This window comes from Mesorhizobium sp. M6A.T.Cr.TU.014.01.1.1, from assembly GCF_004022765.1.
Taxonomy (GTDB): Bacteria; Pseudomonadota; Alphaproteobacteria; order Rhizobiales; family Rhizobiaceae; genus Mesorhizobium; species Mesorhizobium mediterraneum.
This window is the reverse complement of sequence record NZ_RZPG01000021.1, coordinates 53,905-78,183: the sequence shown is the minus strand read 5'-3', so window position 1 is coordinate 78,183 and position 24,279 is coordinate 53,905. Positions and strand designations below refer to the sequence as shown.

The window sequence follows — 24,279 nt, the reverse complement described above, 5'->3', positions numbered from 1 at the left end:
ATGTCGGGAACTCTCGTGCTCGTGCGCCATGGCCAGAGCGAATGGAACCTGAAGAACCTCTTCACCGGCTGGCGCGACGTTGACCTGACCGAGCTGGGCCACGCCGAGGCCAAGGAGGCGGGCGCCAAGCTGAAGGCGCGCGGCATGAAATTCGACATCGCCTTCACGTCGTCGCTGATCAGGGCGCAGAAGACCTGCCAGCACATTCTCGACGCGGTCGGCCAGAGCGATCTCGAGACCATCCGCGACCAGGCGCTGAACGAGCGCGACTATGGCGACCTCTCCGGCCTCAACAAGGACGATGCGCGCAAGAAATGGGGCGAGGAGCAGGTGCATGTCTGGCGCCGCTCCTACGACGTGCCGCCGCCCGGCGGCGAAAGCCTGAAGGACACCGGCGCGCGCGTCTGGCCCTATTATCTGCACGACCTGCAGCCGCATGTGCTGCGCGGCGGCACCGTGCTGGTGGCGGCGCACGGCAATTCGCTGCGTGCGCTGATCATGGCGCTGGACGGCAAGTCGGGCGAGGAGATCGTCAAACTGGAGCTCGGCACCGGCGTGCCGGTCATCTACAAGCTCAACGCCGATTCGACCGTGGCATCCAAGGAAGTGCTGGAGAACTGAGCCGGCGAGTGCGTTTCAAAAAAGCGCGTTGACACTCACCGTTTGCCCGCCTAAAGAGCCCGCACCAGCCCAGATGGCGGAATTGGTAGACGCGCACGGTTCAGGTCCGTGTTCCGCAAGGAGTGGAGGTTCGAGTCCTCTTCTGGGCACCAAATCCCTTTGTAAGTTCTTGATTTCCCGGAAACTGCGGTTTCCGGGCCGTCGGCTGCACATGACCTTGCGAATGACCTCACCCAACAAGGTGTCCTAGCACGCCCTACAGTTCGTAAGGCGTGTGCCCGCGGACAACTTGAAAGTTGGCGCGCGACCCCCGGTTGTAAGCATCTTCCCATACGGTATGTCATCGAGTAGCGTGCAGGAGCGGCATGTGACGGCGCCCCCTTTGGCGAATGCATTGTCGCACCTTCAGCAGTTGCCGTCGGAAGATGGGGCTGCTGTCACAACCCGGTGCTTGCCGTGACAAGTCGTTCCCGTCCCGGTTCGTTTCAGCACCGAAGCGAGGGGGGAAGAAATGCACGACCGATTTCGGCAGTGTCTGCGGAAAATGTCGCTGGCGGCATTGACGATGCTGGCGGTCCCGGCCCAAGCGGCTGATCTCGTCATTGCAATGCCGAACTGGCCGTCGGGCCAGGCGACGGCAAACATTCTCAAGGTCAGCCTGAAGGAACATTTCGGGCTCGATGCCGATGTGCGCGAGATGGGGACGCTTATCGCCTTTGCCGGCCTCGATTCGGGCGAGGTGGATATTCATCCCGAAATGTGGCTGCCCAACCTCGACAACATGGTGAAGAAGTATGTGGACGGTGCCGGCACGGTAGCCATCAGTCCCATCGGTGTGCCGGCGTGGCAAGGCATATGCGCTACCCGCAAAACTGCCGACAAGTTTGGCATTCGCGACATTTCGGACCTCACCGACCCGCGCAAAACTGCCGCGTTGGACACTGATCGGGACGGACATGGGGAACTGTGGATTGGCGCGGAGGGTTGGTCCTCGACGGCTATCGAGCGTGTCCGCGCCAACAGCTATGGCTATGCCAAGACAATGACATTGCTGGAGACGCCGGAGGATGTCGGAATGGCGGCTGTCGATGCCGCGGTCGCTACGGCTCATCCGATGGTGTTTGCCTGCTACGCGCCGCATCACGTGTTTGAGCTGCACGACATTGTCCGGCTTACCGAGCCGCCTTTTGACCCGGCAAAGTGGAAGATCGTGCTGCCTTCCGAGGACCCGCTCTGGGTCTCGAAGTCCAGCGCGCCAGTGTCATGGGATACCGCACATTTCCATATCGCTTACGCCACCTCACTGCGCAAAAAATATCCGAAGGTGGTCGAGTTCCTGGAACGGGTCGCGCTCAAGCCCGAAGACGCCGCGAAGATGAGTTATGCGCTCCAAGTGGAGCGTCAGGATCCTTACGAGTACGCCAAACAATGGGTTGCTGCACAGGGCGCTCGGGTGAACGGGTGGGCAAATCCATGAACGGCAAGCTGATGATCGCGGGATGCGCCATTCTCCAGCGTCGCTCCCTGACGGCAATTGTCGCGGCAGCGTTCGGTCTTGTCGCAGTGGCGGCGCTGGCTGCGGGAACACAGGTTTTCGATCCGAAAACCCGCAAATGGGTGGACTACGACCGCAGCAAGGCACGCAAATACTATGCCGCGCACAATGAAGTGCCGGAGGCGTTTCGGCCGCAGATGGTCAAGTTCCGCACCGCGGAAGTGCCCGGCACGATCATCATCGATGGCAACCAGCATTTTCTCTATCTTGTGCAGCCCGGTCAGCGGGCCATGCGCTACGGTATCGGCGTCGGCCGGGAGGGATTTGGATGGGCCGGAATCGTGCGCGTCGGCCGCATGGCGGAATGGCCGACCTGGACACCCCCGGCCGAAATGATCGCTCGTGATCCGAATGCGGTCAAACATGCGGGAGGCATGCCGGGAGGACCGGACAACCCGCTTGGCGCCAGGGCGCTCTATCTGTATGAGCGCGACCAGGACACGATCTACCGGATACACGGCACGCCGGAGCCCTGGACGATCGGGCTCGACGTGTCATCAGGGTGCATCCGGATGAGGAACGACGACATCACCGATCTCGCATCGCGCGTCAAGGTTGGAGCCAAGGTCATCGTTCTCATGCAGGGGGCGGCACTTTACAAGGGTGTGTAAGGCCGGGAAGCGGCATTCGGAGAGGGACCAAGCAATGTCGGCAAAACATGCAGTGAGAACGTCGATCCGGGCAACAGCAATTGGATTTTTGGTGGGAACACTGAGCGCTTGCGTCAGCGCCCCGCCGCCGCCTCCCCAGGAACAGATGTCCAGGACCAAGGTCGAGACGGCCCCGGCGGACCTTCAGCTTCTTTGCGCCGACGCGGCCGCCAAGGCGAGCGGCGTCGACAGCACGAAGATACTTCCGGTTTCGTCGAGCAAGATCGATCCCCAAACCTATCAGGTCGAGCTCGATGCCGGCGGCAAGAAGACAAGCTGCCTTGTCGATACCGAAGGCAATGTCAAATCGGTTCAGCCTGCCTGATCCGCTCTGGTCGAGGAATTTTTGGGCGATCTGACGATTGCCGCGAACCTGGCGTCGACTTCGGACATGACGATGTTGGTAGCGATCAGCCGTGATGAAGCCCGGCCGACCGCAGCTTGCCTCAACCGAGTTGCATCATCGTGATTGGCAGGTTCGGGCATCCGCTGTACCATTTCCTACGCCGGTCGCCGACACAGCGTGTTCCGGCAAGGGAGAAACGTCCATGTTCCGATCAATTTCGCTTGCGGTCTTCCTGGCGGTCGTTCCTGCGACAGCCTTTGCAAACTCATGCCCGACCATCATGGCCGCGATCGACGCGGCGTTGCCGACCGCCACCCTCTCCGAGGCCGATAAGACCAAAGTCAAGGAACTGCGCGCCCAAGGCGAGACATTGCACGCCGCCGGCGATCATGCAGGATCAGAGGCTGCGCTCAACCAAGCCAAGACGATGCTCGGCATATAGCTGCAACGAACGCTGCTTTCCTGGCCGATTTTCTTGGCCGGCTGCCGGGCTTTTGTTCGGTTTTTGGCCGGCGAGGATCGTGGCCCCGACCGGTTGAACCAAGCCCGACCTGGATGGGATCAGCCCAGCCCAATGCGCTTTGCGCCTTGCCGGAACATGGCCTCGGCGTCGGGCTCGAAGCGGAAGGTGCCGATAAAATCGTCGGCGCAGTATTTTGGCAGCGTCTTGCGCAGCGCGGCGGAAAAGTTTCGCGCTTCGTCAAGCCGCCCCGCCAGCGCAAGGCAGTGCGCGGCGATCGCCAGTCAGTTGCTTGGCAATCCAAAAAGCCTTCCGGCGGGCACGACGTCATTGATCCCGGCGAGCCGCAGACAATGCCAGGCCATGGCGTGGTTGCTGGACGTGACCGGCACGCCGATGCGCTGCTCGAGCCCGGCTGCCGCTTCGGCGATGCGCAGGCTGGTGCATGATACGAAGACCGCGTCCACTCCCGGCGTGGCAGCCATCCGCTTGGCCGCGGCTCCGATCGCTGTGACCGAGATGCGGGCGGCATCGCGATCGTCGCGCCGGTCGAAGGTCGCGACGGCTGATATGTCGACGCCGCGCCCGCTGAAATAGGCGACGAGGTTTTCATTGATCTGCGGCGCGTAGGGCGTCAGCAGGCCGATGCCTTTGACATCGAGAGCCTTGAACGCCGCAAGTGCGGCGGTGACGGGTGTGGTACAGGCGACATTTGGCCGTGCCTTCCTGATCTCCGCGAAAACCGCCTCTTCGCCGAGCGTCATCGTCGCCGAGGTACAGCCGAAGGCAACGACGTCCAGGGGAATGCTCGGCAAGATGAGATCGACGGCCGGCGCGATCCTGGGGCCGATGGCGCGCAAGGTGTCGGTGGTTATGTCGTTGTCGCTGAAGACGCGGGATTCGTAGAAGGCGACACCGGGCTGGCGCACGAGCGCGCGGAATTCATGCTCCAGGGTCTGATCCGTGGCCAGCACCACAAGGCCGATCGCCGCGCGTGACGCCAGACCGCCGTCGAGTTCCGATGGCAGCACGCCGAGGTCAATCGGTCCGGAAGACGCTAGGCGCGTGGCGGCGAGGTTGAGAGACATGACGGCGTCGAGAGACATGGCATTCCCCTTCAAAGTCGGTTCAAAAGACCATCCATTGGAATGGCCGGCGCCCGGTCGGCGATCAGATCGGCGGTGATCCGGGCCGACCCGTGCGACATGGTCCAGCCGATGTGGCCGTGCCCCGTGTTGAGGAAGAGGTTGCGCAAGCGTTGCCGTCCGAAGGCGGGAAGATTGTTCGGCGTCATGGGCCTCAGACCCGCCCACATTTCCGCGCGATGGTAGTCGGCGCCCTCGGGGTAGAGGTCCTCGGCAACCCCTTTCATGAAGGCGAAATCGGCGGGCTTATGGCTGGTGTCGTAGCCGGCGAACTCCGCCGTTGCGGTGACGCGGATGCGGTCGCCGAAGCGCGAGATGGCAACCAGATTGTGCTCGTCGACGGAGGCGATGGTCGGCGGCAGCGGACGATTGCCGATCGGGATCGTCAGCGAATAGCCCTTGATCGGGTAGATCGGCAGTCGAATGCCGATCTTTCTTGCCAGAACAGGACTGTGGCTCCGAGCGCAAGCACATAGGCATCACCCTTGAAAGGCTCTTTGTCGGTGAGCACCTGCGCGACAGCGTCGCCGGTCGTTTCGATACCGGTGATCTTCGTGCCCGTGTGGATGGCGCCGCCGCGGGCGATAATCTTGGCGGCGAGGGCCCTGGTGAACTTTGCCGGGTCGCCGGTCTCGTCGGTCGGGCAATAGATGCCGCCGGCAATCTTGTCCTTGGCGGACGCCAGAGACGGATCGAGCGCGACGATCGCGTCTCTGTCGAGCACCTTGATCTCTTGTCCGTCCGACTGCAGCAGCTTCATATGCTCGACACCATTGTCGAGCGCCTGCTGGCTGCGGTGGAAATAGACGATGCCGCGATCGTTACGGTCGTAGTCGATTTGCTCGTCGGCAACGACCTCGCGCAGCACTGCCTGCGAGTAGGCGGCGAGGCGATGCTTGAGCAGCGTGTTGCGCCGCGCCTTGGCGGCCGTGCATTCCATGAGAAACAACCAGGACCACGTATAGAGCCGCGGATCCGCCGAGAACTTGAAGCGCAGCGCCTGGTCCTTGAGCACCAGCGATTTCAGCAAGGTTATCGGCGCCTTGGGGGACGACCAGACAAAGGAATGGCCTGGCGCGATCATACCGGCATTGCCCCAACTCGTTTCAGCGGCGACCTGCGCATTGCGTTCAATGAGCGCGACGTCGTGACCGTCCCTTTGGAGTTGATAGGCTGTCGTGACACCAACGACGCCGCCACCCAGCACCACTATGCGCATGCCTGCCATAATCCGCGATGAGATCACAAAGTGAGTACACTTTAGAAGGTTGGTTTGGAATTCACAAGAGGCCTGAAGAGATGGGCGAGGCGACGAAGCTGCCGATCTCCCCCATGCGGGGGAGATCGGCTGTTCCGCCGCTCACGCTCGTTCCGCCTCGCTGTGTTCCTCTTCCCCGCTCTCCGCGATGGTCCTCCTACGCGGTAGTGCCGAAAAAGATCCGCGCTAAGCCACGCGCGGCCACCTCCATTGCATGCGCCGAACTCAGCGTGATGTGCTTTTCGACCAGGGCTGCCCCGCCCGCGGCATCGCGACGGCGCAGGGCATCAATGATCGCTTCATGCTCCTGGTAGCTGTGGCTGCGGCGCGGCATGGACTCCAGATCGATGCGCCGGAAAAAGCGAATCCGCGAACATAGGCCATCGAGCGCGTTGACCATCTGCACATTCTTCGACAATTGCGTCAGGGCCATGTGGAAACTTTCATCGGCAACGGCAACCTTCGCCCACGACCCTTCCCCCTCCAGGCTGCTATGCTTTGTCCATGCGTCGACCGTCGCCTGGATTTCGGTGTCGGTTGCCCGCTCACAGGCCAGGACGAATGCGGCCCGCTCGATCGCCGCGCGAAGTTCGTAGAGATCGCGCACGGCTTCCGGCGTGAGTTCGCGGGCATAAAATCCCTTGTTCGGAACGGATGCCACGAAGCCGTCGCGCTGCAATCTGTTGAGAGCCGCGCGCACCGGCGTGCGACTTACGCCAAGTTCAGTCGCGAGTTCGACCTCGTTGATCTTCTCTCCCGGCCGGAAACGATAGTCGATCGCGAATTCCTTGATCGCCGCGTAGACCCGATCGACACTGTCGGCAGCGCGGACGATGCGCTCTCGCTCCTTTGCGCGCGTTTGGACTTTTACCCCGTTATTGACGTCATTCCTGGGGTTCGTTGTCATCCTGTCCTCATGCCTTCGCACGCAGCTGAAGCACGCGTCTGAAGAGGCCCATGCGACGCGCTTTATTTTTTGTATGCATGTCATTACCCCTTTTGGGCGACATGCATTAGCCTCCCGAGAAGGTCAGCTCCCATAAGATACATAGCTGGGTCGTAAAGTGTACTCAGTTATCCGCACCGAGGAAGGCCGGGCGAGGATCGCGGCCACGATCGGTTGTAGTGTCAGACGGAGGCATGGCTCGGGCTCATTCGCTTCACAAGCACCATCCCGACCTGGGATGGATCAGCCCAGCCCAATCCTTCTCGCCCCTTGCCGGAACATGGCCTCGGCGTCCGGCTCGAAGCGGAAGGTGCCGATAAAATCATCGGCGCAGTAGTTCGGCAGCGTCTTGCGCAGCGCGGCGGAAAAGTTTCGCGCTTCGTCAAGCCGTCCCGCCAGCGCAAGGCAATGGGCGGCGATCGCCAGGATGATGGCATGAGCATTGGGACGGGCGGCGGCTTTCAGCGCCCATTCGGCGGCCTCGTCGAACTGGCCGAGCCGGACATGCGCCATCGCCCTGGCCCCCAGCATGCCGAACAGCAGCGGATCGAACGGGCTCAGATGGCGCGAATGGTCGGATGAACCGATCGCCGCTTTTGGGTCACCCGACTGCGAGTGTACAAACGAAAGTGCGTAGTGGCCAAGCGCGAAGTTCGGGCTGAGGTCGACGGCCCGCTCCAACTCGATGAGGGATCCGTCCTGCTCGCCGCGCAGCCACAGAGCCCGGCCCATGGCCCAGTGGGCGGCCGGATTGTGGTCATCGACCAGAAGACTTTGGCCGGCGGTTTCGAAGGCCAGCGCGCTTTCCCTGTCGCGGTCTCCCCAGCGCTGAAAGGCGTTTTGCCAATGGGTGAAGGACAGGCCGGCATAGGCACGGGCAAAGGTCGGATCGAGCTTCAGGGCCATGCCGAAGAAATGCCGGGCCTGTTCGTTTTCCGTGCGGGTGAAGCGATACATGTGCCAGAGGCCGCGATGGTAAGCCTCCCAGGCATTCAGCGAGTTGGGCGCTTTCAGCAAAGCGCGGTTGCGCTCGACCATCTCGATTTCGGCCGAGATCGACGAGACAATGCTGTTGCCGATATCGTCGAGGACGGCAAAGATATCGTCGGGCTTGCGCTCGAACGTCTCGGCCCAGACGATCCTGACCGTGCGAATCTCGACAAGTTCGACTGAGACCACGACGCGGCCTGCCTGGCTGCGCACGGTGCCGGTGGCGACATAGTCGACGTTAAGCCGCCGGCCGGCGTCTTCGGGCGCGATGTTTTTTTCCGCCAGCGCAAAGACCGAGCCGCGGGCGATGACGAAGAAGTCCCTGAGCTTGGCCAAACGGGTGATGATGTCGTGGGTGAGGCCGTCGGCTAATCCACCGCGAGAGGGGCCACCGCGAGCACTGCCGATGCCGGCTTCCTCGATGAAAGGCATCACGGCAAGCGAAGCCTTCTGCGATGCAGCAGTATCGGGATGGGGAAGCACAATCGACGCCTGGGGGGCCGCGGGCAGAAGTGCCGGTCGCGCCCAGAGCGTCGCGGCAGGTCGTTCGCTGCGGATCGTCCGCCATGCCTCACGAACGGGACTGAAATCCAGATCCTCCGAAGCAAACAGCTGCTCCGCGGAAGCGAGATGTTCCTCGCACGCGCCGATCTGGCCGCGCCGTGCAAGCCCTGCCAGAAGAGCCGCATGCGCGCGCCCGTCGAACGGATTAAGTTCCACCCACTTTTCCAGATGCGGAGAGGTTTCGTCGGCATCTGCCGGGAGATTGTTGACGAGATGTTCCAGGATGGCGGCATGGCATGATCTGAACCGGCGGCGTTGCGCGATCAGCCAGCTGTTGAAATGCGGGCTGCGGTCGATCTCCAGCCCGTCGAGGAAATCGCCGACGAACAGGCCGGACAAGACCTGCAGCCGCTCCAGATCGAGCGTCTCGATTCCTTCAGCGGCGGCCGAGGCAATATCGATCGCGTCGACGAGACTGCCGTTGAGATCAAGCGCGACCGTATCGCCAGACGTCTCGATCCTGGCGGGGTCGTCGAGAATGCTTCTGAGCTTGCTGAGGCACCAGCGAAGCTCGCCCCTCGGATCGTTCGGCACGTCCCACAAGAGCTCGCACAGACGGCTGCGTCCGACGGCATGCGGCGCTAGCGCCAGATAGGCGAAGAGCGCGTGCAGCTTGCGCGATGCCGGCAGTTGCACGACGGCACCGTCGCGCATGATCGTCAGCGGCCCGAGCAGCCGCACGGACAGCCCGGCCGTTGCGCCGCCCAGGCTCGATCGAGCGGATTCCACGTGCGTTTCCACGCTTGCTCCCACGCTGGCCTATCGCCCTCTGCTTTATCATTGAAAGCGATAGAGTGCATCCGGCAACGAATTTTCCGCGCCGGACGCCACTGCCGCTTTCCGAGCCGCATTGCCGGCAAAGGCACCTTACCGCGGTAAGGTCTCGAAACCTCGCCGCCCAAGCCGCCGGTTTGTAACCGGCTCGTGACGACAACTCGTGACAATAACAAAAAGAGGAGAACAGCCATGTTGTATCAGCAAAAAATCAGGACCACGGCCGGCCGCGGCCGCCTGTTCGACAGTATTCTCGACACCGTCGGCGATACGCCGGTGATCAGGATCAACAATCTCGGCCCCGATGGTGTGACGATCTATGTGAAGGCCGAGTTCTTCAATCCGGCGGCGTCGGTGAAGGACCGGCTGGCGCTCAACATCATCGAGGAGGGTGAGCGCAGCGGCGCCCTGAAGCCGGGCCAGACCGTCGTCGAGGCGACCAGCGGCAACACCGGCATCGGGCTGGCCATGGTCTGCGCGCAGAAGGGCTATCCGCTGGTGGTGACGATGGCCGACAGTTTCTCCATCGAGCGCCGCAAGCTGATGCGCATGCTGGGCGCCAAGGTGGTGCTGACGCCGCGCGCCCAGAAGGGTTTTGGCATGTACAACAAGGCGGTGGAACTGGCCGAGGCCAATGGCTGGTTCCTGGCCCGCCAGTTCGAGACCAAGGCCAATGCCGCCATTCACGAGGCGACGACGGCGCGCGAGATCATCAACGACTTTGCCGGATCGCGGCTCGACTGCTTCGTCACCGGTTACGGAACCGGCGGCACCGTCGTCGGTGTCGGACGCGTGCTGCGCCGCGAGCGCCCGGAGACGCGGATCGTGCTGGCCGAGCCCGCCAACGCCCAGCTCATCGGCAGCGGCAAGGCACAGGAGCGCGGCGCCGACGGTGGGCCCGCCGCCAGCCATCCGGCGTTCGAGCCGCACCCGATCCAGGGCTGGACCCCCGACTTCATTCCCAACGTGCTGCAGGAGGCGGTCGACGCCAGCCTCTATGACGAGGTCGTGCCTGTTCCCGGCCCCGAAGGCATCAAATGGGCCAAGGCGCTGGCGCAAAAGGAAGGGATTTTCACCGGCATCTCCGGCGGAGCCACTTTTGCCGTGGCACGCCAGATCGCGGAAAAAGCCGCACCCGGCTCGGTGATCCTATGCATGCTTCCCGACACCGGCGAGCGTTACATGACGACGCCGCTGTTCGACGGCATCGAGGCCGAAATGGACGCGGAGGAGATGGCTCTTTCGCAGTCGACACCCAGCGGCCAGTTCCCGGCCGAGTAGCGGGAGAGGGAGAAACCACCATGGACGCGACGCCAAAATCCTCCGGCATGGCTTTCGAAGAAACGCTCGACATGCGCCGCCTGCAGCAGGGGGAGCGCGTCGTGCCAATCGCCACCGTGTCCAGCCGGATGCTCGCCGTCACCGAGGAAATGCGCACGGTCATGGATTTTGCGCGAAAAGTCCTGGAGGGCGACGGCCTGGGGCCCGATGCCTGCGATTTCATGTTCGGCAATCCGCAGGAAACGCCGTTGCGTGGATTTGTCGATGCATTGATCCGCCACGTCGAGCCACAGGATGTTCACTGGTTCGGTTATAAAAAGTACGATGCGCTGGCGCGCGAAACGGTGGCCCGCTCGCTCAGCCAGGCGCGAAGCCGGAACTACAAGCCAGACGACATTGCGATCACCGCGGGAGGGTTCGGCGCGATAGCGGCTGCGTTGCTCGCCGTGCTCGAGGTGGGAGAGGAGGTCATCTATCCGCGTCCCGGCTGGTTCGCCTATGGTGCCCAGATTCGCGGCGCGGCAGGGACACCCGTCGCCGTCGACCTAGCACCGGGAACCTATGACCTCGATCTCGAAAGGATTGAGGCAGCGATCACCCCGCGCACCCGCGTGGTGGTGGTCAACACGCCGCACAACCCGACCGGCCGCATCTTTCCCCGTGCTCAACTCGACGCGCTCGCCGACAAGCTCGCGGCCGCGTCCGAAAGATTTGGCAAGGTGATTTATCTCCTTGCCGACGAGCCCTATGCGCGACTGGTGTTTGACGGCCATGCGCATATCAGTCCGGCCGAGAGCTACCCGCACACGCTGATCGCCTATTCCTTCGGCAAGACCTTGCTCGCGCCCGGCGAGCGCCTGGGCTGGCTCGCACTCGGGGCGGACATGCCCGAGGCCGATCGCATACTGTTGCGCGAGGCTGTCGATATAGCGCAGGTTTCGCACGGTTGGGCTTTCGCCGGCCGTACCCTGCAGCGGGCACTGCCTGATCTCGAGAAGCTCAGCATAGATGTCGCAGCCCTCGCGCGGCGCCGCGATCGCATGGTCGAAGGCTTGAGGGCAGCGGGATACGACCTGCCGGTGCCTGAAGGTACCTTCTATCTCATTCCACGCTCCCCAATACCGGACGACATGGCCTTCGCGGCACGCCTCGCAACTGACGGTGTCTGGGTGCTGCCCGGCAGCGTCGCCCAATTGCCTGGACGTCTGCGGATCAGTTTGACTGCAAACGACGGCATGGTGGAGCGCTCTTTGCCCGTCTTTGCGCGAGCGATCCGGGAAGTCGCAGCCTAACTCCTGGCGAGCAGGAGCTCACACAAGGGCTTCTGGTCCATCGCTTGAGCGATGGCTGGCGGCCGTTGCAATCGACTGCTGAATGCCAAATTAATAGGTCCTGATCCTAGTCAGGGATGCTTCAGCGCATCGCAAAACCTTCGCGGTCACGCCGGAATATCTGGAATTGACGCCGCGCGGCCTCGCCTCCGGACACTGGCTGCATGATTACGGCCTGCAGACGTCACGTGGCTTTCGCGCGCTGAAAGTGTGGATGGCGCTGAAGGAGCACGGCATCGAGAAGTTCGGCCGCCTGATCGACCAGAACATCGCGCAGGGACATTATCTCAGCACGCTGATCGAGGCCGAGCCGCTGCTGGAACTGGTCGCGCCGGCGAACATCAACATCGTCTGTTTTCGCTACCGCGGCGACGAGTTGACGGGCGAGGCCCTGAAGGCGCTCAACACCGAGATCATGCTGAGGCTGCAGGAAGAAGGCATCGCCGCCCTTTCGGATACGACGGTGCATGGCCAGCATTGCCTCAGGGTGGCGATCAACAATCACCGTAACCCGGCGCGAGGATCTAGACCTGCTGGTGCGGGAGACAGTGCGCCTCGGACGTGAGATATCAAGGTCCGGCGTGGCTCTCCCTTCTCCCCTTGTGGGAGAAGGTGGACGCGAAGCGGCCGGATGAGGGGTGTTCCAGCTTGGCACCGATCGCTTCGTCCAACACCCCTCAACCGTCTTGGCGCTGCGCGCCAATCCACCTTCTCCCACAACAAGGGGAGAAGGGAAGACCCGCGATCACGCGTCGAGCCAGACCTTCTCGAAATGCTGCTCGAGCGACTGGTGCTGCTCACAGCCATGCACGCCCTTGCGATAAGTCCGGTAGACCGAGCGCCAATAGGGCTGAATGATGATGCCGGAGTCGCGCAAATTCTGTTCGATCTTGGCCATGATCTCCTTGCGGGCGCCGGCGTCGGGTGTGGCCAGCGCCTTGTCGAGCAAGGCGTCGAACTCCGGATTTGCGTAGGCGCTCTCGTTCCAGGCAGCGCCCGATCTGTAGGCCAGAGCCAGCACCTGGACGCCCAGCGGCCGGCCGAGCCACTCGGTGCAGGAGAAAGGATATTTGCTCCAGTCGTTCCAGAACGTCGCCGCCGGCAGCACGGTGCGTTTGACCTTCAGTCCGGCGTCGCGCATCTGCGCGGCGATGGCATCGCCGGTGTTCTTCTGCCAGTCGACATCGACGGATATCAAGTCGTATTCGTGGTCGGACTTGCCGGCCTCGGCAAGCAGCGCCTTGGCTTCGTCGACATTGCGCACGGCCGGGCCGATATCGGCATATTCGGCGTGCATCGGGCCGACATGGTGGTTCTCGGCCGGCTTGCCGCGGTCGTTCATGCCGATCTTCAGGATCGCGCTGTTGTCGACGGCGAGCTGGGCGGCCCGACGCACCCTGATGTCGTCATAGGGCGGATTGCCGACGTTGAAGCGCGCGACGATGGTCGAGCCGGTGGCAAGCTCCGAATTGCTCAGATCCATGGCGTCCGTTTGCGAAACCGTGTCGGCGGCGGTTTCGTGGTTGGTGTCGATCTCGCCCGATTCAAAAGCCGAGAACATGGCATTGGGATCGGAGCCGTAGTCGACCCATTGGATGCCATCGAGATAGAAGTCGCCTTTCCACCACGGCTTGTCCTTGCGGCGGACCTCGGCGCCGACCTCGGCGTTCCATGCCACCAGTTCGCAAGGTCCGGTGGTGATCGCCAGCGCCTTCAGCGGATCGCCGTCGCCGTCGTAGCTGCGGTGCATGATCAGCGCCGGATAATCGGTCATGCCGGCAATCAGCGATATATCGGGCTTCGGCAAATTGAGCCGGACGGTAAAGTCATCGACACGCTCGATGCCGCCGTCGACCGGTTTCTTGGTAGCGGCGTCGACCAGCGCGCCCATGCGCTCGGCGACCGAATTACCGGCGACGCCGGCATCGCACCAGCGCGTCAGATTGTGGACGATGTCGGCGGCGTTGAAGGTATCGCCATTCGACCAGGTGATGCCCTTGCGGACGTGCAGCGTGAGCACGCGGGCGTCGTCGCTGGTCTCCCAGCTCTCGAGCAGCCACGGCTCGAAGGTGAAATCGCGGTTCCAGCGCACCAGATATTCGTTGCACTGACGGGCGACATTGGCCATTTCGACGCCGTCGAAAGTGCGCGGGTCTTTCCAGCCCTTGACGTTCATGGCGACGCGCAAGACGCCGCCGCGCCTCGGCTCCTCGGCCGCCCTGGCCGGGGAGGGCGCAAGGCCGCCCAGCGCCAGCGCGCCGGCGGCGCTGACGCCAAGCGCTGCCATGGTGGCGAGATATTCGCGCCGGTTCATGCCGCCTTTCTTGAAGCCGTCGGCGACGGGCTCGGCCTGCGGATGCAACGCTCTGTCGGTCAGCATGAATTTCATCGTCGGTCCTCCCTGTCGGCGCCCGGTCGACCGCTTCGCGGGGGCGGATGCGGTTGCCGGGCGCCTTTGGTCATAGGCGATGATAGTGCGGGCTTCAGCGAAGAAATGTTCGCATTTCCGCAGTTGTTGTGCGCTGTTCCGCAGACGGAAGGTCCCCCTCATCGCGGCTTCCCTACAACCAGCCGCCCTTGCCGAGCGTGGCGATGGCGGCGACGATGCGGGTGAACGCTTCGCCGGCCCGCGGCACGGTTTTGCGGGCGCGCAGGAAGCTATGCACGAGGCGCGGCTCTTCGTGCCACCAGGCACGGCCGCCGGCGGCGAGGATGCGGTCACGATAGGCCTCGCCGTCCGATGACAGCGGATCGCATTGCGCGGTGACGACGACCGTCGGCGGCAGGCCGGAGAAGTCGCTGTCGCGCAGCGGCGCGAAGGTCGGGTCGTCTGGCGACTGTGCCTTGCCGGAGCGGACCTGGCGATAGAATCCGATGTCGCTGAGCGTCAGCAGCGGCGCTTCGGCGTGCTCGACATAGGAGCCGGCGCTCTCATCGCCGCCCAGCTCCGGATAGATCAGCACCTGGCCGATTGCGTGGCGAGGATTATGGCGTGCCGCATGCGCCACCCCAGCGGCAAGATTGCCGCCGGCGCTCTCACCGCACAGCACGATCGGCAGGCCCTCTGTGTTAGCCGCCCATTCGAACACCGCCAGCGCATCGGCGAAGGCGGCCGGATGCAGATGTTCGGGCGCCAGCCGGTAGTCGGCGGACAGCACCGCAAAGCCGGTGCCGGCGCAGATCTCGGCGCAGATATCGTCATGGCTGTCGAGCCCGCCAAGCACGAAGCCGCCGCCGTGATAATAAACGACCATCCCTTGCGGTGCCTTGCCCGCCAGTTGGTAGCGCCGGATCGGGATCGCATGGTCGCCGGCGGCAACCGCGCTGTCGCTGGCTTCGACGCCTGCGGGAGTGCCCGCGTGAAACGCCCGGCACATCGCGTCATAGACCGCCCGCTGCTTGTCGACCGGCAGATCCATTTCGGGCGGATACCATGCGTTGACCCGGTCGATATAGGCCCACAGCGCCGGGTCGAGCAGCGTCGCGTATTTTCCCCGTTTTGCTGTCTCGGGCTTTTCGGCGTCGCTGACCATTGCCATCCGGTCCCACTAAATCCGCTGGAAGCGTCAGAGCTCGTCGTAGAGCCGGGCCGCGTTTTCGTAGGTGAAGCGCAAAGGCACGGAACCCACGACCTGCCATGCATCGACGGTCTCGCCTGCGATCAGGCGGCAGGCGCCGTCGGTGGTGGTGACGGCGCCGCCATAGAGCCGGTTGGCTAGGTTGAGGATGGCAGTCTGGTGCATCGCCGTGCTGCCGCTGCCGCAGGCATCCTTGACCAGCAGCACCCGAAAGCCTGATGACACCGCATCCCTGACGGTGGCGTCGATGCAGGCCTCGGTCCACACGCCGGCAACGACCAGCCACTCGATGCCTTCCGCCTTGAGCCGGCCGGCTGCAGGGCCTGCACCGAAGGCGCTGGCCTCAGTCTTGACCAGCATCATCTCGCCGGCGACCGGCGCCACTTCCCGACAGATCGCGGCCAGCGGATCGTCCTTGTCGGAGAAAGCCGACCTGCCATTCGCATCGACCGGATGGAACCGCCGCGCCTCCCTGGTGAGATCGACGATATAGGCCGAATGGTAGAGCAGCACATCGTTGGCCCGCGCCGCCGCCTGCAGACGCTGGACATTGGCGAGAATGCCGGCAAAACCCTCGACCAGATAGCGCCTGTCCTGCCGATGCTCCTCCTGGAGGTCGACGAACACCGCGGCCACCGTGCCGCGCTCGATCGAGACCGGGCCTTTCATTCAAACCTGCCCTTCATTCAAACCTGCTTGTCAAGAAAATCGTCCTCATAGGGAAAGCGCGACAGAAGCTCGGTGCCGGTCTCGGTGATCAGTATCTCGTCCTCGAGCTTGACACCCTCGCGTCCGCCTTTCTCGCCGATATAGCTCTCGACGCTGACCACCATGCCGGGCACGACAAAACCGTCGCGGCCATAGGTCTCGTAGTCCATGGCGTGCGCGATGAACGGCGTCTCGCCATGCATGCCGACGCCGTGCATGACAGAGGTATAGCGCTGGTCGACGAAGCGGTCCGGGATCTTCCAGGCCTTTTCAGCAATCTCGCGAAACGCCATGCCGGGTTTCACGATCGAGATGTTGTGCTGAACCTGGTCGTGGGCCATGCGGTAGAGCGATTTCTGATAATCCGTCGGCTTGCCCGGCCCGCAGCGGAAGGTGCGCGAGAAGTCCGAATAATAGCCGTAGCAGCCGATCGTATCGGTATCCAGCGCCAAAAGTTCGCCCGGCCTGATCTTGCGGCCGCTCGCTTCGTTGAACCATGGGTTGGTGCGCTGGCCGGAGGTCAAGAGCCGGGTTTCGATGAACTCGCCGCCTTGGCGGATCACCTCGTGATACATGATGGCGAACAGGTCGTTTTCGGAAACACCGGGCTTGATCGCCTCGCGCACCGCATAGACGGCGGCCTCGGCGCCGGCCATCGACACCTGCAGGCATTTTACTTCTTCGGGCGTCTTGACCGCCCGCACGGCGAGGATTTCGCCTTGGCAATCCCTGACCTCGCAGCCGCGCTTTTCCAGCGCCAGCGCCTGCAGATGGCCGCAGCGGTCGAGGCCGAGCTTCATCGAGCCGCCGCCATGCGCCTTGAGCAGCTCGGCGATCTCGTCGGCGAAGGGACCCGCTGTTTCATCGTCGCGGCCCGACACCGAGGACCACACCAGCTTGGAAGGACGCGCCTCGTCGATCGTGTCGAGCACCATCGAGACATGGTAGCTCTGCGGATATTCGAACAGCACGATCGGCCCTTCGGTGGGGATGAAGAAGTAGCGGGTCGAGTTGCGCAGGAAATAGCCGAACATGTTGCGCGAGCCGGTGGCGTAGCGCTGGTTGTAGGGATCGAACAGCACCACGCCGCCATAGCCGGCCTCGCGCATCCAGGCGCGCAGTTTCGCCAGCCGCCCCTTGCGCAGCGCGTCGGCGTCGATGAAGGACGGCTCGGTATCGGACAGCCACATGCCGCCGGCCGGATCGGCCGCCGCCGGGTGGCGCATGCGGTCTTTGAAATCCACGTCCTCGGTGCTGTCGGGATCAAAAACGACAATGCTCATGGGGTGCCTCCTGGAAACGGGGAAGATGAGCCATGCCTTGCGCAGAGGCTGTGCGGAATCCCGCAGGTGTTGTGCCGGATGCCGCTTGAAGTCGTCCGTAGCGCTCTACGGCGCCCCCTCTGTCCTGCCGGACATCTCCCCCTCAAGGGGGGAGATCGGCCGTCATCGCCGCTTTCGCGAATTTCGACCGTCGCAGGAGGAGCGGAGCATCGAAGCTGCCAATCTCCCCCCTTGAGGGGGAGATGCCCGGCAGGGCAGAGGGGGGCGCTGTCCCGCCAACGTCCGAGAGGACCTAGCGCCTGCGCGCCACCTTCGGCGCGTGCCCATGCTCCTCCCGAAATGCCCGCGCAAAACTCGACATCGAGGCGAAGCCGCAGGCGAGCGCCACGTCGCGCACCATCAGCGTCGAATGCGCCAAGAGATCGGCGGCGCGCTTCAGCCGCAGGCGGCGGTAATAGCCGTTGGGCGAGATGCTGAGCTCGGAGCGGAAATTCCGCTCGAGCTTGTCGGAGGAGACGCCGAGCTTATCCGCCAGCGCCGCCATGCCGAGCCGCTCTTCCACCGCATCCTCCATGATGGCGATGGCCGACAGCACCAGCTCGTTCTGGACCCCGGTGCGCAAGCGCAGCGGCATCAGCTTGCGGTCGACGCTGGAGCGCAGCGGACTGTGCACGAACCATTCGGCGACGCCGGCCGCAAGCTCGGCGCCATAGTCGTTGGTGATGATCTCCAGCATCATGTCGAGGCTGCCGACGCCGCCGGCCGAGGTGAAGCGCTTGCGGTCGATGACGTAGAGATCGCGCCTCAGCTCGATGTCCGGGAACGCCTCGGTGAAGGCGGCCTGGCTTGTCCAGTGCAAGGTGCAGGCATGGCCGTCAAGCAGGCCGGCCCGCGCCAGGAAGAAGGCGGCATCCGCCACCGCGCCGATATGGGCGCCGCTGCGCAGGCTTTTGCGGATCCAGCTCACCGCATCGTCGGCGACGAGATGATCGGCATTGCCGCCCGAGCAGACGACGATGCGGTCGACCTTCGGCGCATCGCCGGCGAAAAAGCCGGGCTGGATGACGACGCCATTCGAGGCCTCGACCGGACCTGCGGCAGCGCCGACGATGATCCAGCGATAGCATTCCCGCTTCGCCAGCACATTGGCAGCACGCAGCGGCTCGATGACCGAACTGAACGCCATCATCGGAAAGCCGGGGAAGACCAGGATGGCGAAGGTGAGCGGGGTGTCGCTTGCCGTCGGTTGGTTGCGTTGTCGGTTGTTCATAGCTTCCGGAGCCAGGCAGCAAGGTGGATCAAGAAGCTACAATTCTGCCAGATGGCGCCAAGGTCAACGGAATTGAATGTAAGACACAAGATGCAGAACAAGCGCCGCTCGGTGGCGATCCTTCACGCCCCCTCTGTCCTGCCGGACATCTCCCCCACAAGGGGGGAGATCGGCAGCTTCGCCGTCCCGTCCGTGTTTCAGCGTTGGAGGTTGGCGAAAGCGCAAGATGACGGCCAATCTCCCCCCTCGTGGGGGAGATGCCCGGTAGGGCAGAGGGGGGCACTGTCCCGCCGACGTCTCGCAAGGTTCTTGTTGCCGGGCTCAACTCGCCAGCGCCTGATCCAGATCCGCGATCAGATCGTCACCATCCTCGATCCCAGCCGACAACCGCACCAGCGAATCCGAAATCCCGATCTCCGCGCGTTTTCCCGCCGGGATCGAGCCGTGCGTCATCAGCGCCGGGTGCTCGATCAGGCTTTCGACGCCGCCGAGGCTCTCGGCCAGCGTGAATAGTTGCGTGTGCTCGAGGAAGCGTTTCGTGCCCGCGAGGTCGCGGTCGAGCTCGACCGTTATCATGCCGCCGAAAGCGTGCATCTGCCGCCTGGCGATGGCGTGCTGCGGATGGCTGGGGAGGCCGGGATAGATGACGCGGCGGATGTCGGGGCGGCTTTCCAGCCAGTGCGCGATCTTCTGGCCGTTCGAAGAATGGCGCTCCATCCTGAGCGCCAGCGTCTTGAGACCGCGCAGCGCCAGAAAGCTGTCGAACGGCCCGGATATGGCGCCGATGGCGTTCTGCAGAAACTTCAGCTGGTCGGCGAGATCCTTGTTGTCGCCGACCACGGCGACGCCGCCGACCATGTCGGAATGGCCATTGAGGTATTTGGTCGTCGAGTGGACTGATATGTCGATGCCGAGTTCCAGCGGCCGTTGCAGATAGGGGCTGCAAAAGGTGTTGTCGGCGACCGAGAGCACGCCCCTGCGCTTGGCCAGTGCGGCCACCGCTTCGAGGTCGACGACACGCAGCAGCGGGTTGGTCGGTGTCTCGACCCAGAGCATTTTGGTTTCCGGGCGGATCGCCGCCTCGACCGCCGCAAGATCGGTGAAGTCGACGAAGTCGACCTGCAGGTTTGCCGAGCGTTTGCGCACCCGCTCCAGCAGCCGGAAAGTGCCGCCATAGATGTCGTCGGTGGCGACGACATGCGCGCCGGAATCGAGCAGCTCGAAAATGGTGGCGATCGCCGCCAGCCCGGAAGCGAAGGCGAAGGCATTGGTTCCGCTTTCGAGGTCGGCCACCGCGCGCTCGAAGGCAAAGCGGGTCGGATTCTGGCTGCGCGCATATTCAAAGCCCTTGTGCACGCCCGGGCTCTGCTGGCCATAGGTCGAGGTCGCATAGATCGGCACCATCACCGCGCCGGTCGTCGGGTCGTGGCTCTGGCCGCCATGGATCGTGCGCGTCGAGAAGGCCAGACGGTTCCTGCCCGATACGGTGGCTTTGATGGTCATCGGGCGCGCCTCAGATGGTTGATCAGGTCGATGCGGGTTATCAGCCCGATGAACTCGTCGCCGTCGAAGACGATGGCGACCTCGTTGCGATCGAAGACCGGCAGCAGCGCGTCGAGCGTCTGGCTGGCCTGCAGCGTGTGCAGGGTGGAGGTCATCGCCGTGCGCACAGGGGCTTTGAAGCGGTCCCAGCGGCTGTCATAGGGGCCTTCGACGTGGGCGAGGATATCGCTTTCGTCGACGATACCGACGAGCTTGCCCTCATCCAGCACCGGCAATTGCGAGACATCCGAACGGCGCATGCGGCCATAGGCGTTGAGCAGGCTTTCGTCGGGGCCGACAAACACGGTGTCGCCGGTGCGGTGCGAGCGCATCACCAGATCGCGCAGATCGCCATGCTGCTCCTGCTCGGCAAGGCCCTGCTCGGCCAGCCAGAAATCGTCGAACACTTTCGACAGATATTTGTTGCCGCTGTCGCAGACGAAGGTGACGACGCGCTTCGGCACGGTCTGCTCGCGGCAATAGCGAAGCGCGGTCGAAAGCAGCGTGCCGGACGACGAGCCGGCGAGGATGCCTTCCCTGGAAAGCAGGTCGCGGACCGCCAGCATGCTCTGCTTGTCGGTGATCGAGTAGGCCTTTTTGACCAGCGACAGATCGGCATTGGGCGGGACGAAATCCTCGCCGATGCCTTCCACGGTCCAGCTTCCGGCCTCTGTCATCTTGCCGGTCTTGATCAGCGGCGCCAGCACCGAGCCGACCGGATCGGCGAGAATCATCTCGGTTTTCGGCGAGACCTCAGCGAAATAGCGGCCAAGCCCGGTCAGCGTGCCGCCCGAGCCGACGCCGACGACCACCGCATCGACGTCACCATCGAGCTGTTGAAAGATTTCCGGGCCGGTCGTGGTTTCGTGGGCCAGCGGATTGGCGGGATTGGCGAACTGGTTGGCATAGAAGGCGCCGGGCAGCTCGGCGGCGATCTTTTCGGCCATGTCCTGATAGTATTCCGCGTGACCCTTGCCGACATCGGAACGGGTCATGCGCACTTCGGCGCCGAGCGCGCGCAGATGCTGGATTTTCTCGCGCGACATCTTGTCGGGCACGACGAGGATGATGCGGTAGCCCTTGGGGATGCCGACCTGCGCGAGGCCGAGACCGGTGTTGCCGGCGGTCGCCTCGACGATGGTGCCCCCGCGCTTCAGCTTGCCCTGTTTTTCGGCGGCGGCAATCATCGACAGCGCGATGCGGTCCTTGATCGAGCCGCCGGGATTCTGGCTTTCAAGCTTGATGAACAGCCGGCACTTGCCGATATCGAATTTGGTCAGCTCGACGACCGGCGTCTGCCCGATCAGATCGAGAACCGATGCATAGGGCGGACGCAGGCGGGACAGTTCATCGTCCCGTGCCACGATCTTATGCTTGCTCATATCAGATGCTCCATGGTCAAGCGACCGCCTTGGGCAGGCTGTCAGCCTATCCTCTTTTCCAGCCGTTTGCAGTCTGAAAGAAGATAGATCGTGCCAATCCATTGGCCAGACGAGGAATGGGATTCCACGGCTGGAGGTGTGGGCCGCTCGCAAAAGGCTCCAGGACAGCGCCCCCCTCTGGCCTGCCGGCCATCTCCCCCACGAGGGGGAGATTGGATGTCGCAATGGGTTTCGCCAATCTCAAACGTTGAAAGAATGGCGCGGTCGGCGAAGCTGCCGATCTCCCTCCTTGTGGGGGAGATGTCCGGCAGGCCAGAGGGGGGCGCCGTAGAGCGCCGACCCACAGCCCTAACCCAGCAACCGCTTCCCCAGCCGCGCGCATTGGACGCGAATATCTGGAATGGCGTCGATCTCGAAGAAGGTGCCGCGTGTCAGTGGCCCGACCGCCAGTATCTTGGCCGATACAGTGCCGTCGCCGGCGATGACCTCGCAATTGTCTGATACGTCGAGGCCAAGGCGCAGCGGATCCGGCCGGGCCAGCCCGCGGTCGACCAGCGACCGCACCACGCTGTTCGAGGTGGTCGAGATGTCCCTGGCGATGCCGCTGCAATCGTAGATGCGGGCGATTTCGAACGTTTCGAGACGCTGCGTGTGGCGGGACTGGACCTGCACTGTGAATTCGTCGCCCGCCGTGATGTCGACGACGCGCCCGGCGACAAGCCGGATGCGTCCCTTTTGAACCGCCTCGGTGACACGGCCGTAGACTTCCGGCGCCATGCGATGGCGGTGGATGTCCCACCATGCCTTGGTGTGCTCGACAAAGCGGCGCTTGGCCGAGGACGGCCAGTTCTGCCAGATTTTCTGGTTGAAGGGCCTCAGACCATCGACGACATCGCGCCAGTCGATGCCGGCTTTCTGGTTTTCCCGGATCAGGTCGCGGAACCACCCGACGAAATAGGAGAGCTGGGTGCCGAGCGGAATATCGGCAACGTCGAGCTTGATCGGGTTGCCCTTGCGGTGCGGCGAAGGCAGCAGGCCGCGCCGTGACACCGCGACGATATCGCCGCGATGGCCGCGCTGTTCGAGCGACAGGAACGCATCGACCATGCTCAAGCCAGTGCCCAGCACCAGGACTCGGGCCTCGGGGTCCAGCGCGGTGTCGGCTTCCGATCCCATCCTGATCGCGTGGCCCTGGCCGGCGCCCGGCTCCTCGTCATGTCCGGTCGCCAGCACGGCAAGGTGGGCGACGACGCTGGTGCCGTTGGCCAGCGCCACCTCGACCCCGGATGCGGTCGGCGAGATCGACAGGCTCTCCTCGCGGATCAGGCGAAGGCGCCCCGTCTCGCGGGCCTCAAGCTCGTCCAGCAGCTCCTTCAGATAGCGGGCATAGACACTGCGCGGCGCGTAGACCGGCGCCTGCTCCGGGGTTGCCAGGCCGCGTTCGAGCAGCCAGCGCCAGAAATTGCCGGGGTCGTCGGCATAGGCGCTCATGCCGGCCGCGCTGACATTCAGCACATGCGCCGACAGCAGCGTGGAATAGGCGATGCCCTGGCCGAAATGCGGGCGCTTTTCGATCAGCGTGACGCGGAGATCGGGATTGGGCGACTTCAACAGATGCGCGGCAAGGACGACGCCGCTGGCGCCGCCACCGACGATAATGATCGAATTTGGGACGATCGAATTTGCGCGACTGGTCATGCGCGCACCAATTGCCTCAGGAGCCAATGGTTCCAGCGTTGCTGGTTCAGGCTTTGTTGGCTCAGGCCTGGATTTCCAACACAACCGAAAGGTCTTCGTCGCTGGCGATATCGCGCATCTCGGCGAGGCTGCGCTGATCCAGCACCTCGGCGATCGCTTGCCGGACCTCCAGCATCAGGTGTCGGACTTGGCATGTCGCCTCGTTACAGTCTTCACAGCGCTGATACCGGGTGCGGCTGGCGCAGGGAATGGGGGCCAGCGGCCCGTCGAGCACGCGCACGACATGGCCGATCTTGATTTCATCCGCCGGCCGCGCCAAGCGATAGCCACCCTCCTTGCCCTTGCGGCTCTGGACGAAACCGGCATTGCGCAATTCGCCGAGGATGGCGTCGAGAAACTTCTTCGGAATGTTGTTTCCGGTGGCGATATCGCCAACGAAGGCGAGCTGTCCAACCGGCAGCCGCGCAAGATGCACGAGCGCCTTGAGGCCGTACTTGCCCTTTTTTGTGAGCATAGACCGAACGTTTCTCTGTCGTGCGATGGCGCAGGGCCACCGGTTGTGAAACGCCTGGCGTAGGTCCCCACCGCGGCCAAGCTTGTATGACACATAATTTCTAGTGACATGATATACAAGCCAGTTGCTGTTGATTTTGCTTGGTTTTCAAGCCGTGGCAGCGATTTTGGGCCAGGCTTGTGACGCCGAGGACACAGAAACACGGCTCGCATGCATCGGAGCATGTGGGCCGATGCCACGAGCGATCGCCGGAGCACGGTGGGTATGGTCGCTCATCTCGTCAACTCCCTAAGTCGATAAGAATACTATAGTTATACGCGAAGACAGGGAATGAGGTTCCAATTTATCGCTTGTTTGAAGTATGGATTTACCGGACTGGCGCT

The 24,279-nt window shown here is 63.4% G+C and carries 19 protein-coding genes, 1 tRNA gene and 2 pseudogenes; 9 read left to right on the top strand and 13 right to left on the bottom strand.

Annotated elements, in window-relative coordinates:
• From EN885_RS22720 to EN885_RS22695, 6 genes are all read left to right on the top strand, one after another.
• The gene (locus EN885_RS22720) at positions 1–621 is read left to right on the top strand and encodes a 2,3-bisphosphoglycerate-dependent phosphoglycerate mutase (protein WP_126104230.1); all 621 of its coding nucleotides are present in this window, start codon (positions 1–3) and stop codon (positions 619–621) included.
• 67 nt (positions 622–688) lie between these two features.
• Positions 689–773, top strand: a tRNA-Leu gene (locus tag EN885_RS22715).
• 359 nt (positions 774–1,132) lie between these two features.
• Positions 1,133–2,098: a glycine betaine ABC transporter substrate-binding protein gene (locus EN885_RS22710; RefSeq protein WP_128242778.1), complete on the top strand. Its 966-nt coding sequence runs from the start codon at positions 1,133–1,135 to the stop codon at positions 2,096–2,098.
• A complete protein-coding gene (locus tag EN885_RS22705) occupies positions 2,095–2,787 on the top strand; it encodes a L,D-transpeptidase (RefSeq protein ID WP_128242777.1) in 693 nt (230 codons plus the stop codon). Before EN885_RS22710 ends, EN885_RS22705 begins: the two co-directional genes overlap by 4 nt.
• A gap of 145 nt (positions 2,788–2,932) precedes the next feature.
• The gene (locus tag EN885_RS22700) at positions 2,933–3,151 is read left to right on the top strand and encodes a hypothetical protein (RefSeq protein ID WP_337124585.1); all 219 of its coding nucleotides are present in this window, start codon (positions 2,933–2,935) and stop codon (positions 3,149–3,151) included.
• Positions 3,152–3,374: 223 nt separating this feature from the next.
• Positions 3,375–3,614, top strand: a complete 240-nt coding sequence (locus tag EN885_RS22695; RefSeq protein ID WP_126104234.1) for a hypothetical protein — start codon at positions 3,375–3,377, stop codon at positions 3,612–3,614.
• Between the two features lie 302 nt (positions 3,615–3,916).
• On the opposite strand, the gene EN885_RS22690 is transcribed toward EN885_RS22695, so the two are convergent.
• From EN885_RS22690 to EN885_RS22675, 4 genes and pseudogenes are all read right to left on the bottom strand, one after another.
• On the bottom strand, positions 3,917–4,738 hold the full coding sequence (locus tag EN885_RS22690) for an aspartate/glutamate racemase family protein (RefSeq protein ID WP_245493127.1): 822 nt from the start codon (positions 4,736–4,738) through the stop codon (positions 3,917–3,919).
• Positions 4,739–4,749: 11 nt separating this feature from the next.
• Positions 4,750–5,996, bottom strand: a pseudogene (locus tag EN885_RS22685) (D-amino acid dehydrogenase).
• Positions 5,997–6,192: 196 nt separating this feature from the next.
• Positions 6,193–6,942 (bottom strand): GntR family transcriptional regulator, encoded by a 750-nt coding sequence (locus EN885_RS22680; protein ID WP_128242775.1) that lies wholly within the window; start codon positions 6,940–6,942, stop codon positions 6,193–6,195.
• Between the two features lie 282 nt (positions 6,943–7,224).
• Positions 7,225–9,189 carry a BTAD domain-containing putative transcriptional regulator gene (locus EN885_RS22675; protein ID WP_128242794.1) on the bottom strand — a complete coding sequence of 655 codons (1,965 nt, stop codon included), beginning with the start codon at positions 9,187–9,189 and terminating at the stop codon, positions 7,225–7,227.
• A gap of 312 nt (positions 9,190–9,501) precedes the next feature.
• Here EN885_RS22675 and EN885_RS22670 point away from each other — a divergent pair, with 312 nt between their 5' ends.
• The 3 genes and pseudogenes from EN885_RS22670 to EN885_RS22660 all read left to right on the top strand — a co-directional run.
• The gene (locus tag EN885_RS22670) at positions 9,502–10,590 is read left to right on the top strand and encodes a pyridoxal-phosphate dependent enzyme (protein ID WP_128242774.1); all 1,089 of its coding nucleotides are present in this window, start codon (positions 9,502–9,504) and stop codon (positions 10,588–10,590) included.
• A gap of 20 nt (positions 10,591–10,610) precedes the next feature.
• Positions 10,611–11,882 (top strand): aminotransferase class I/II-fold pyridoxal phosphate-dependent enzyme, encoded by a 1,272-nt coding sequence (locus tag EN885_RS22665; protein ID WP_206616838.1) that lies wholly within the window; start codon positions 10,611–10,613, stop codon positions 11,880–11,882.
• A 106-nt stretch (positions 11,883–11,988) separates the two neighbouring features.
• Positions 11,989–12,556, top strand: a pseudogene (locus EN885_RS22660) (pyridoxal-dependent decarboxylase); the annotation flags it as partial.
• 110 nt (positions 12,557–12,666) lie between these two features.
• On the opposite strand, the gene EN885_RS22655 reads toward EN885_RS22660, so the two are convergent.
• From EN885_RS22655 to EN885_RS22610, 9 genes are all read right to left on the bottom strand, one after another.
• On the bottom strand, positions 12,667–14,310 hold the full coding sequence (locus tag EN885_RS22655) for an ABC transporter substrate-binding protein (RefSeq protein WP_128242773.1): 1,644 nt from the start codon (positions 14,308–14,310) through the stop codon (positions 12,667–12,669).
• Between the two features lie 172 nt (positions 14,311–14,482).
• A complete protein-coding gene (locus EN885_RS22650; RefSeq protein ID WP_128242772.1) occupies positions 14,483–15,454 on the bottom strand; it encodes an alpha/beta hydrolase in 972 nt (323 codons plus the stop codon).
• A 33-nt stretch (positions 15,455–15,487) separates the two neighbouring features.
• Positions 15,488–16,168, bottom strand: a complete 681-nt coding sequence (locus EN885_RS22645; protein WP_128242771.1) for an isochorismatase family protein — start codon at positions 16,166–16,168, stop codon at positions 15,488–15,490.
• A 17-nt stretch (positions 16,169–16,185) separates the two neighbouring features.
• Entirely contained in the window at positions 16,186–17,490 is a 1,305-nt protein-coding gene (locus tag EN885_RS22640; protein ID WP_095484758.1) for a Xaa-Pro peptidase family protein, read from the bottom strand.
• A gap of 292 nt (positions 17,491–17,782) precedes the next feature.
• Positions 17,783–18,760, bottom strand: coding sequence for a GlxA family transcriptional regulator (locus EN885_RS22635; protein WP_128242770.1), 978 nt, complete (start codon positions 18,758–18,760; stop codon positions 17,783–17,785).
• A gap of 321 nt (positions 18,761–19,081) precedes the next feature.
• Positions 19,082–20,263, bottom strand: a complete 1,182-nt coding sequence (locus tag EN885_RS22625; RefSeq protein ID WP_128242769.1) for a cystathionine gamma-synthase — start codon at positions 20,261–20,263, stop codon at positions 19,082–19,084.
• Positions 20,260–21,684 (bottom strand): pyridoxal-phosphate dependent enzyme, encoded by a 1,425-nt coding sequence (locus EN885_RS22620; protein ID WP_095484762.1) that lies wholly within the window; start codon positions 21,682–21,684, stop codon positions 20,260–20,262. The genes EN885_RS22625 and EN885_RS22620 overlap by 4 nt, the downstream gene beginning before the upstream one ends.
• 348 nt (positions 21,685–22,032) lie before the next feature.
• Complete coding sequence (locus tag EN885_RS22615) at positions 22,033–23,382, bottom strand: FAD/NAD(P)-binding protein (RefSeq protein ID WP_126104243.1); 1,350 nt, start codon at positions 23,380–23,382, stop codon at positions 22,033–22,035.
• Positions 23,383–23,443: 61 nt separating this feature from the next.
• Positions 23,444–23,896, bottom strand: a complete 453-nt coding sequence (locus EN885_RS22610; RefSeq protein WP_128242768.1) for an Rrf2 family transcriptional regulator — start codon at positions 23,894–23,896, stop codon at positions 23,444–23,446.
• Positions 23,897–24,279 lie beyond the last annotated feature (383 nt).

Coding starts and splice junctions, on each gene's coding strand:
- EN885_RS22635 (WP_128242770.1), bottom strand. CDS start 18,760: ATGAACAACCGACAACGCAACCAACCGACGGCAAGCGACACCCCGCTC.
- EN885_RS22615 (WP_126104243.1), bottom strand. CDS start 23,382: ATGACCAGTCGCGCAAATTCGATCGTCCCAAATTCGATCATTATCGTC.
- EN885_RS22680 (WP_128242775.1), bottom strand. CDS start 6,942: ATGACAACGAACCCCAGGAATGACGTCAATAACGGGGTAAAAGTCCAA.
- EN885_RS22695 (WP_126104234.1), top strand. CDS start 3,375: ATGTTCCGATCAATTTCGCTTGCGGTCTTCCTGGCGGTCGTTCCTGCG.
- EN885_RS22705 (WP_128242777.1), top strand. CDS start 2,095: ATGAACGGCAAGCTGATGATCGCGGGATGCGCCATTCTCCAGCGTCGC.
- EN885_RS22700 (WP_337124585.1), top strand. CDS start 2,933: ATGTCCAGGACCAAGGTCGAGACGGCCCCGGCGGACCTTCAGCTTCTT.
- EN885_RS22670 (WP_128242774.1), top strand. CDS start 9,502: ATGTTGTATCAGCAAAAAATCAGGACCACGGCCGGCCGCGGCCGCCTG.
- EN885_RS22625 (WP_128242769.1), bottom strand. CDS start 20,263: ATGACCATCAAAGCCACCGTATCGGGCAGGAACCGTCTGGCCTTCTCG.
- EN885_RS22650 (WP_128242772.1), bottom strand. CDS start 15,454: ATGGTCAGCGACGCCGAAAAGCCCGAGACAGCAAAACGGGGAAAATAC.
- EN885_RS22690 (WP_245493127.1), bottom strand. CDS start 4,738: ATGTCTCTCGACGCCGTCATGTCTCTCAACCTCGCCGCCACGCGCCTA.
- EN885_RS22645 (WP_128242771.1), bottom strand. CDS start 16,168: ATGAAAGGCCCGGTCTCGATCGAGCGCGGCACGGTGGCCGCGGTGTTC.
- EN885_RS22610 (WP_128242768.1), bottom strand. CDS start 23,896: ATGCTCACAAAAAAGGGCAAGTACGGCCTCAAGGCGCTCGTGCATCTT.
- EN885_RS22720 (WP_126104230.1), top strand. CDS start 1: ATGTCGGGAACTCTCGTGCTCGTGCGCCATGGCCAGAGCGAATGGAAC.
- EN885_RS22710 (WP_128242778.1), top strand. CDS start 1,133: ATGCACGACCGATTTCGGCAGTGTCTGCGGAAAATGTCGCTGGCGGCA.
- EN885_RS22655 (WP_128242773.1), bottom strand. CDS start 14,310: ATGAAATTCATGCTGACCGACAGAGCGTTGCATCCGCAGGCCGAGCCC.
- EN885_RS22675 (WP_128242794.1), bottom strand. CDS start 9,189: ATGCGCGACGGTGCCGTCGTGCAACTGCCGGCATCGCGCAAGCTGCAC.
- EN885_RS22620 (WP_095484762.1), bottom strand. CDS start 21,684: ATGAGCAAGCATAAGATCGTGGCACGGGACGATGAACTGTCCCGCCTG.
- EN885_RS22640 (WP_095484758.1), bottom strand. CDS start 17,490: ATGAGCATTGTCGTTTTTGATCCCGACAGCACCGAGGACGTGGATTTC.
- EN885_RS22665 (WP_206616838.1), top strand. CDS start 10,611: ATGGACGCGACGCCAAAATCCTCCGGCATGGCTTTCGAAGAAACGCTC.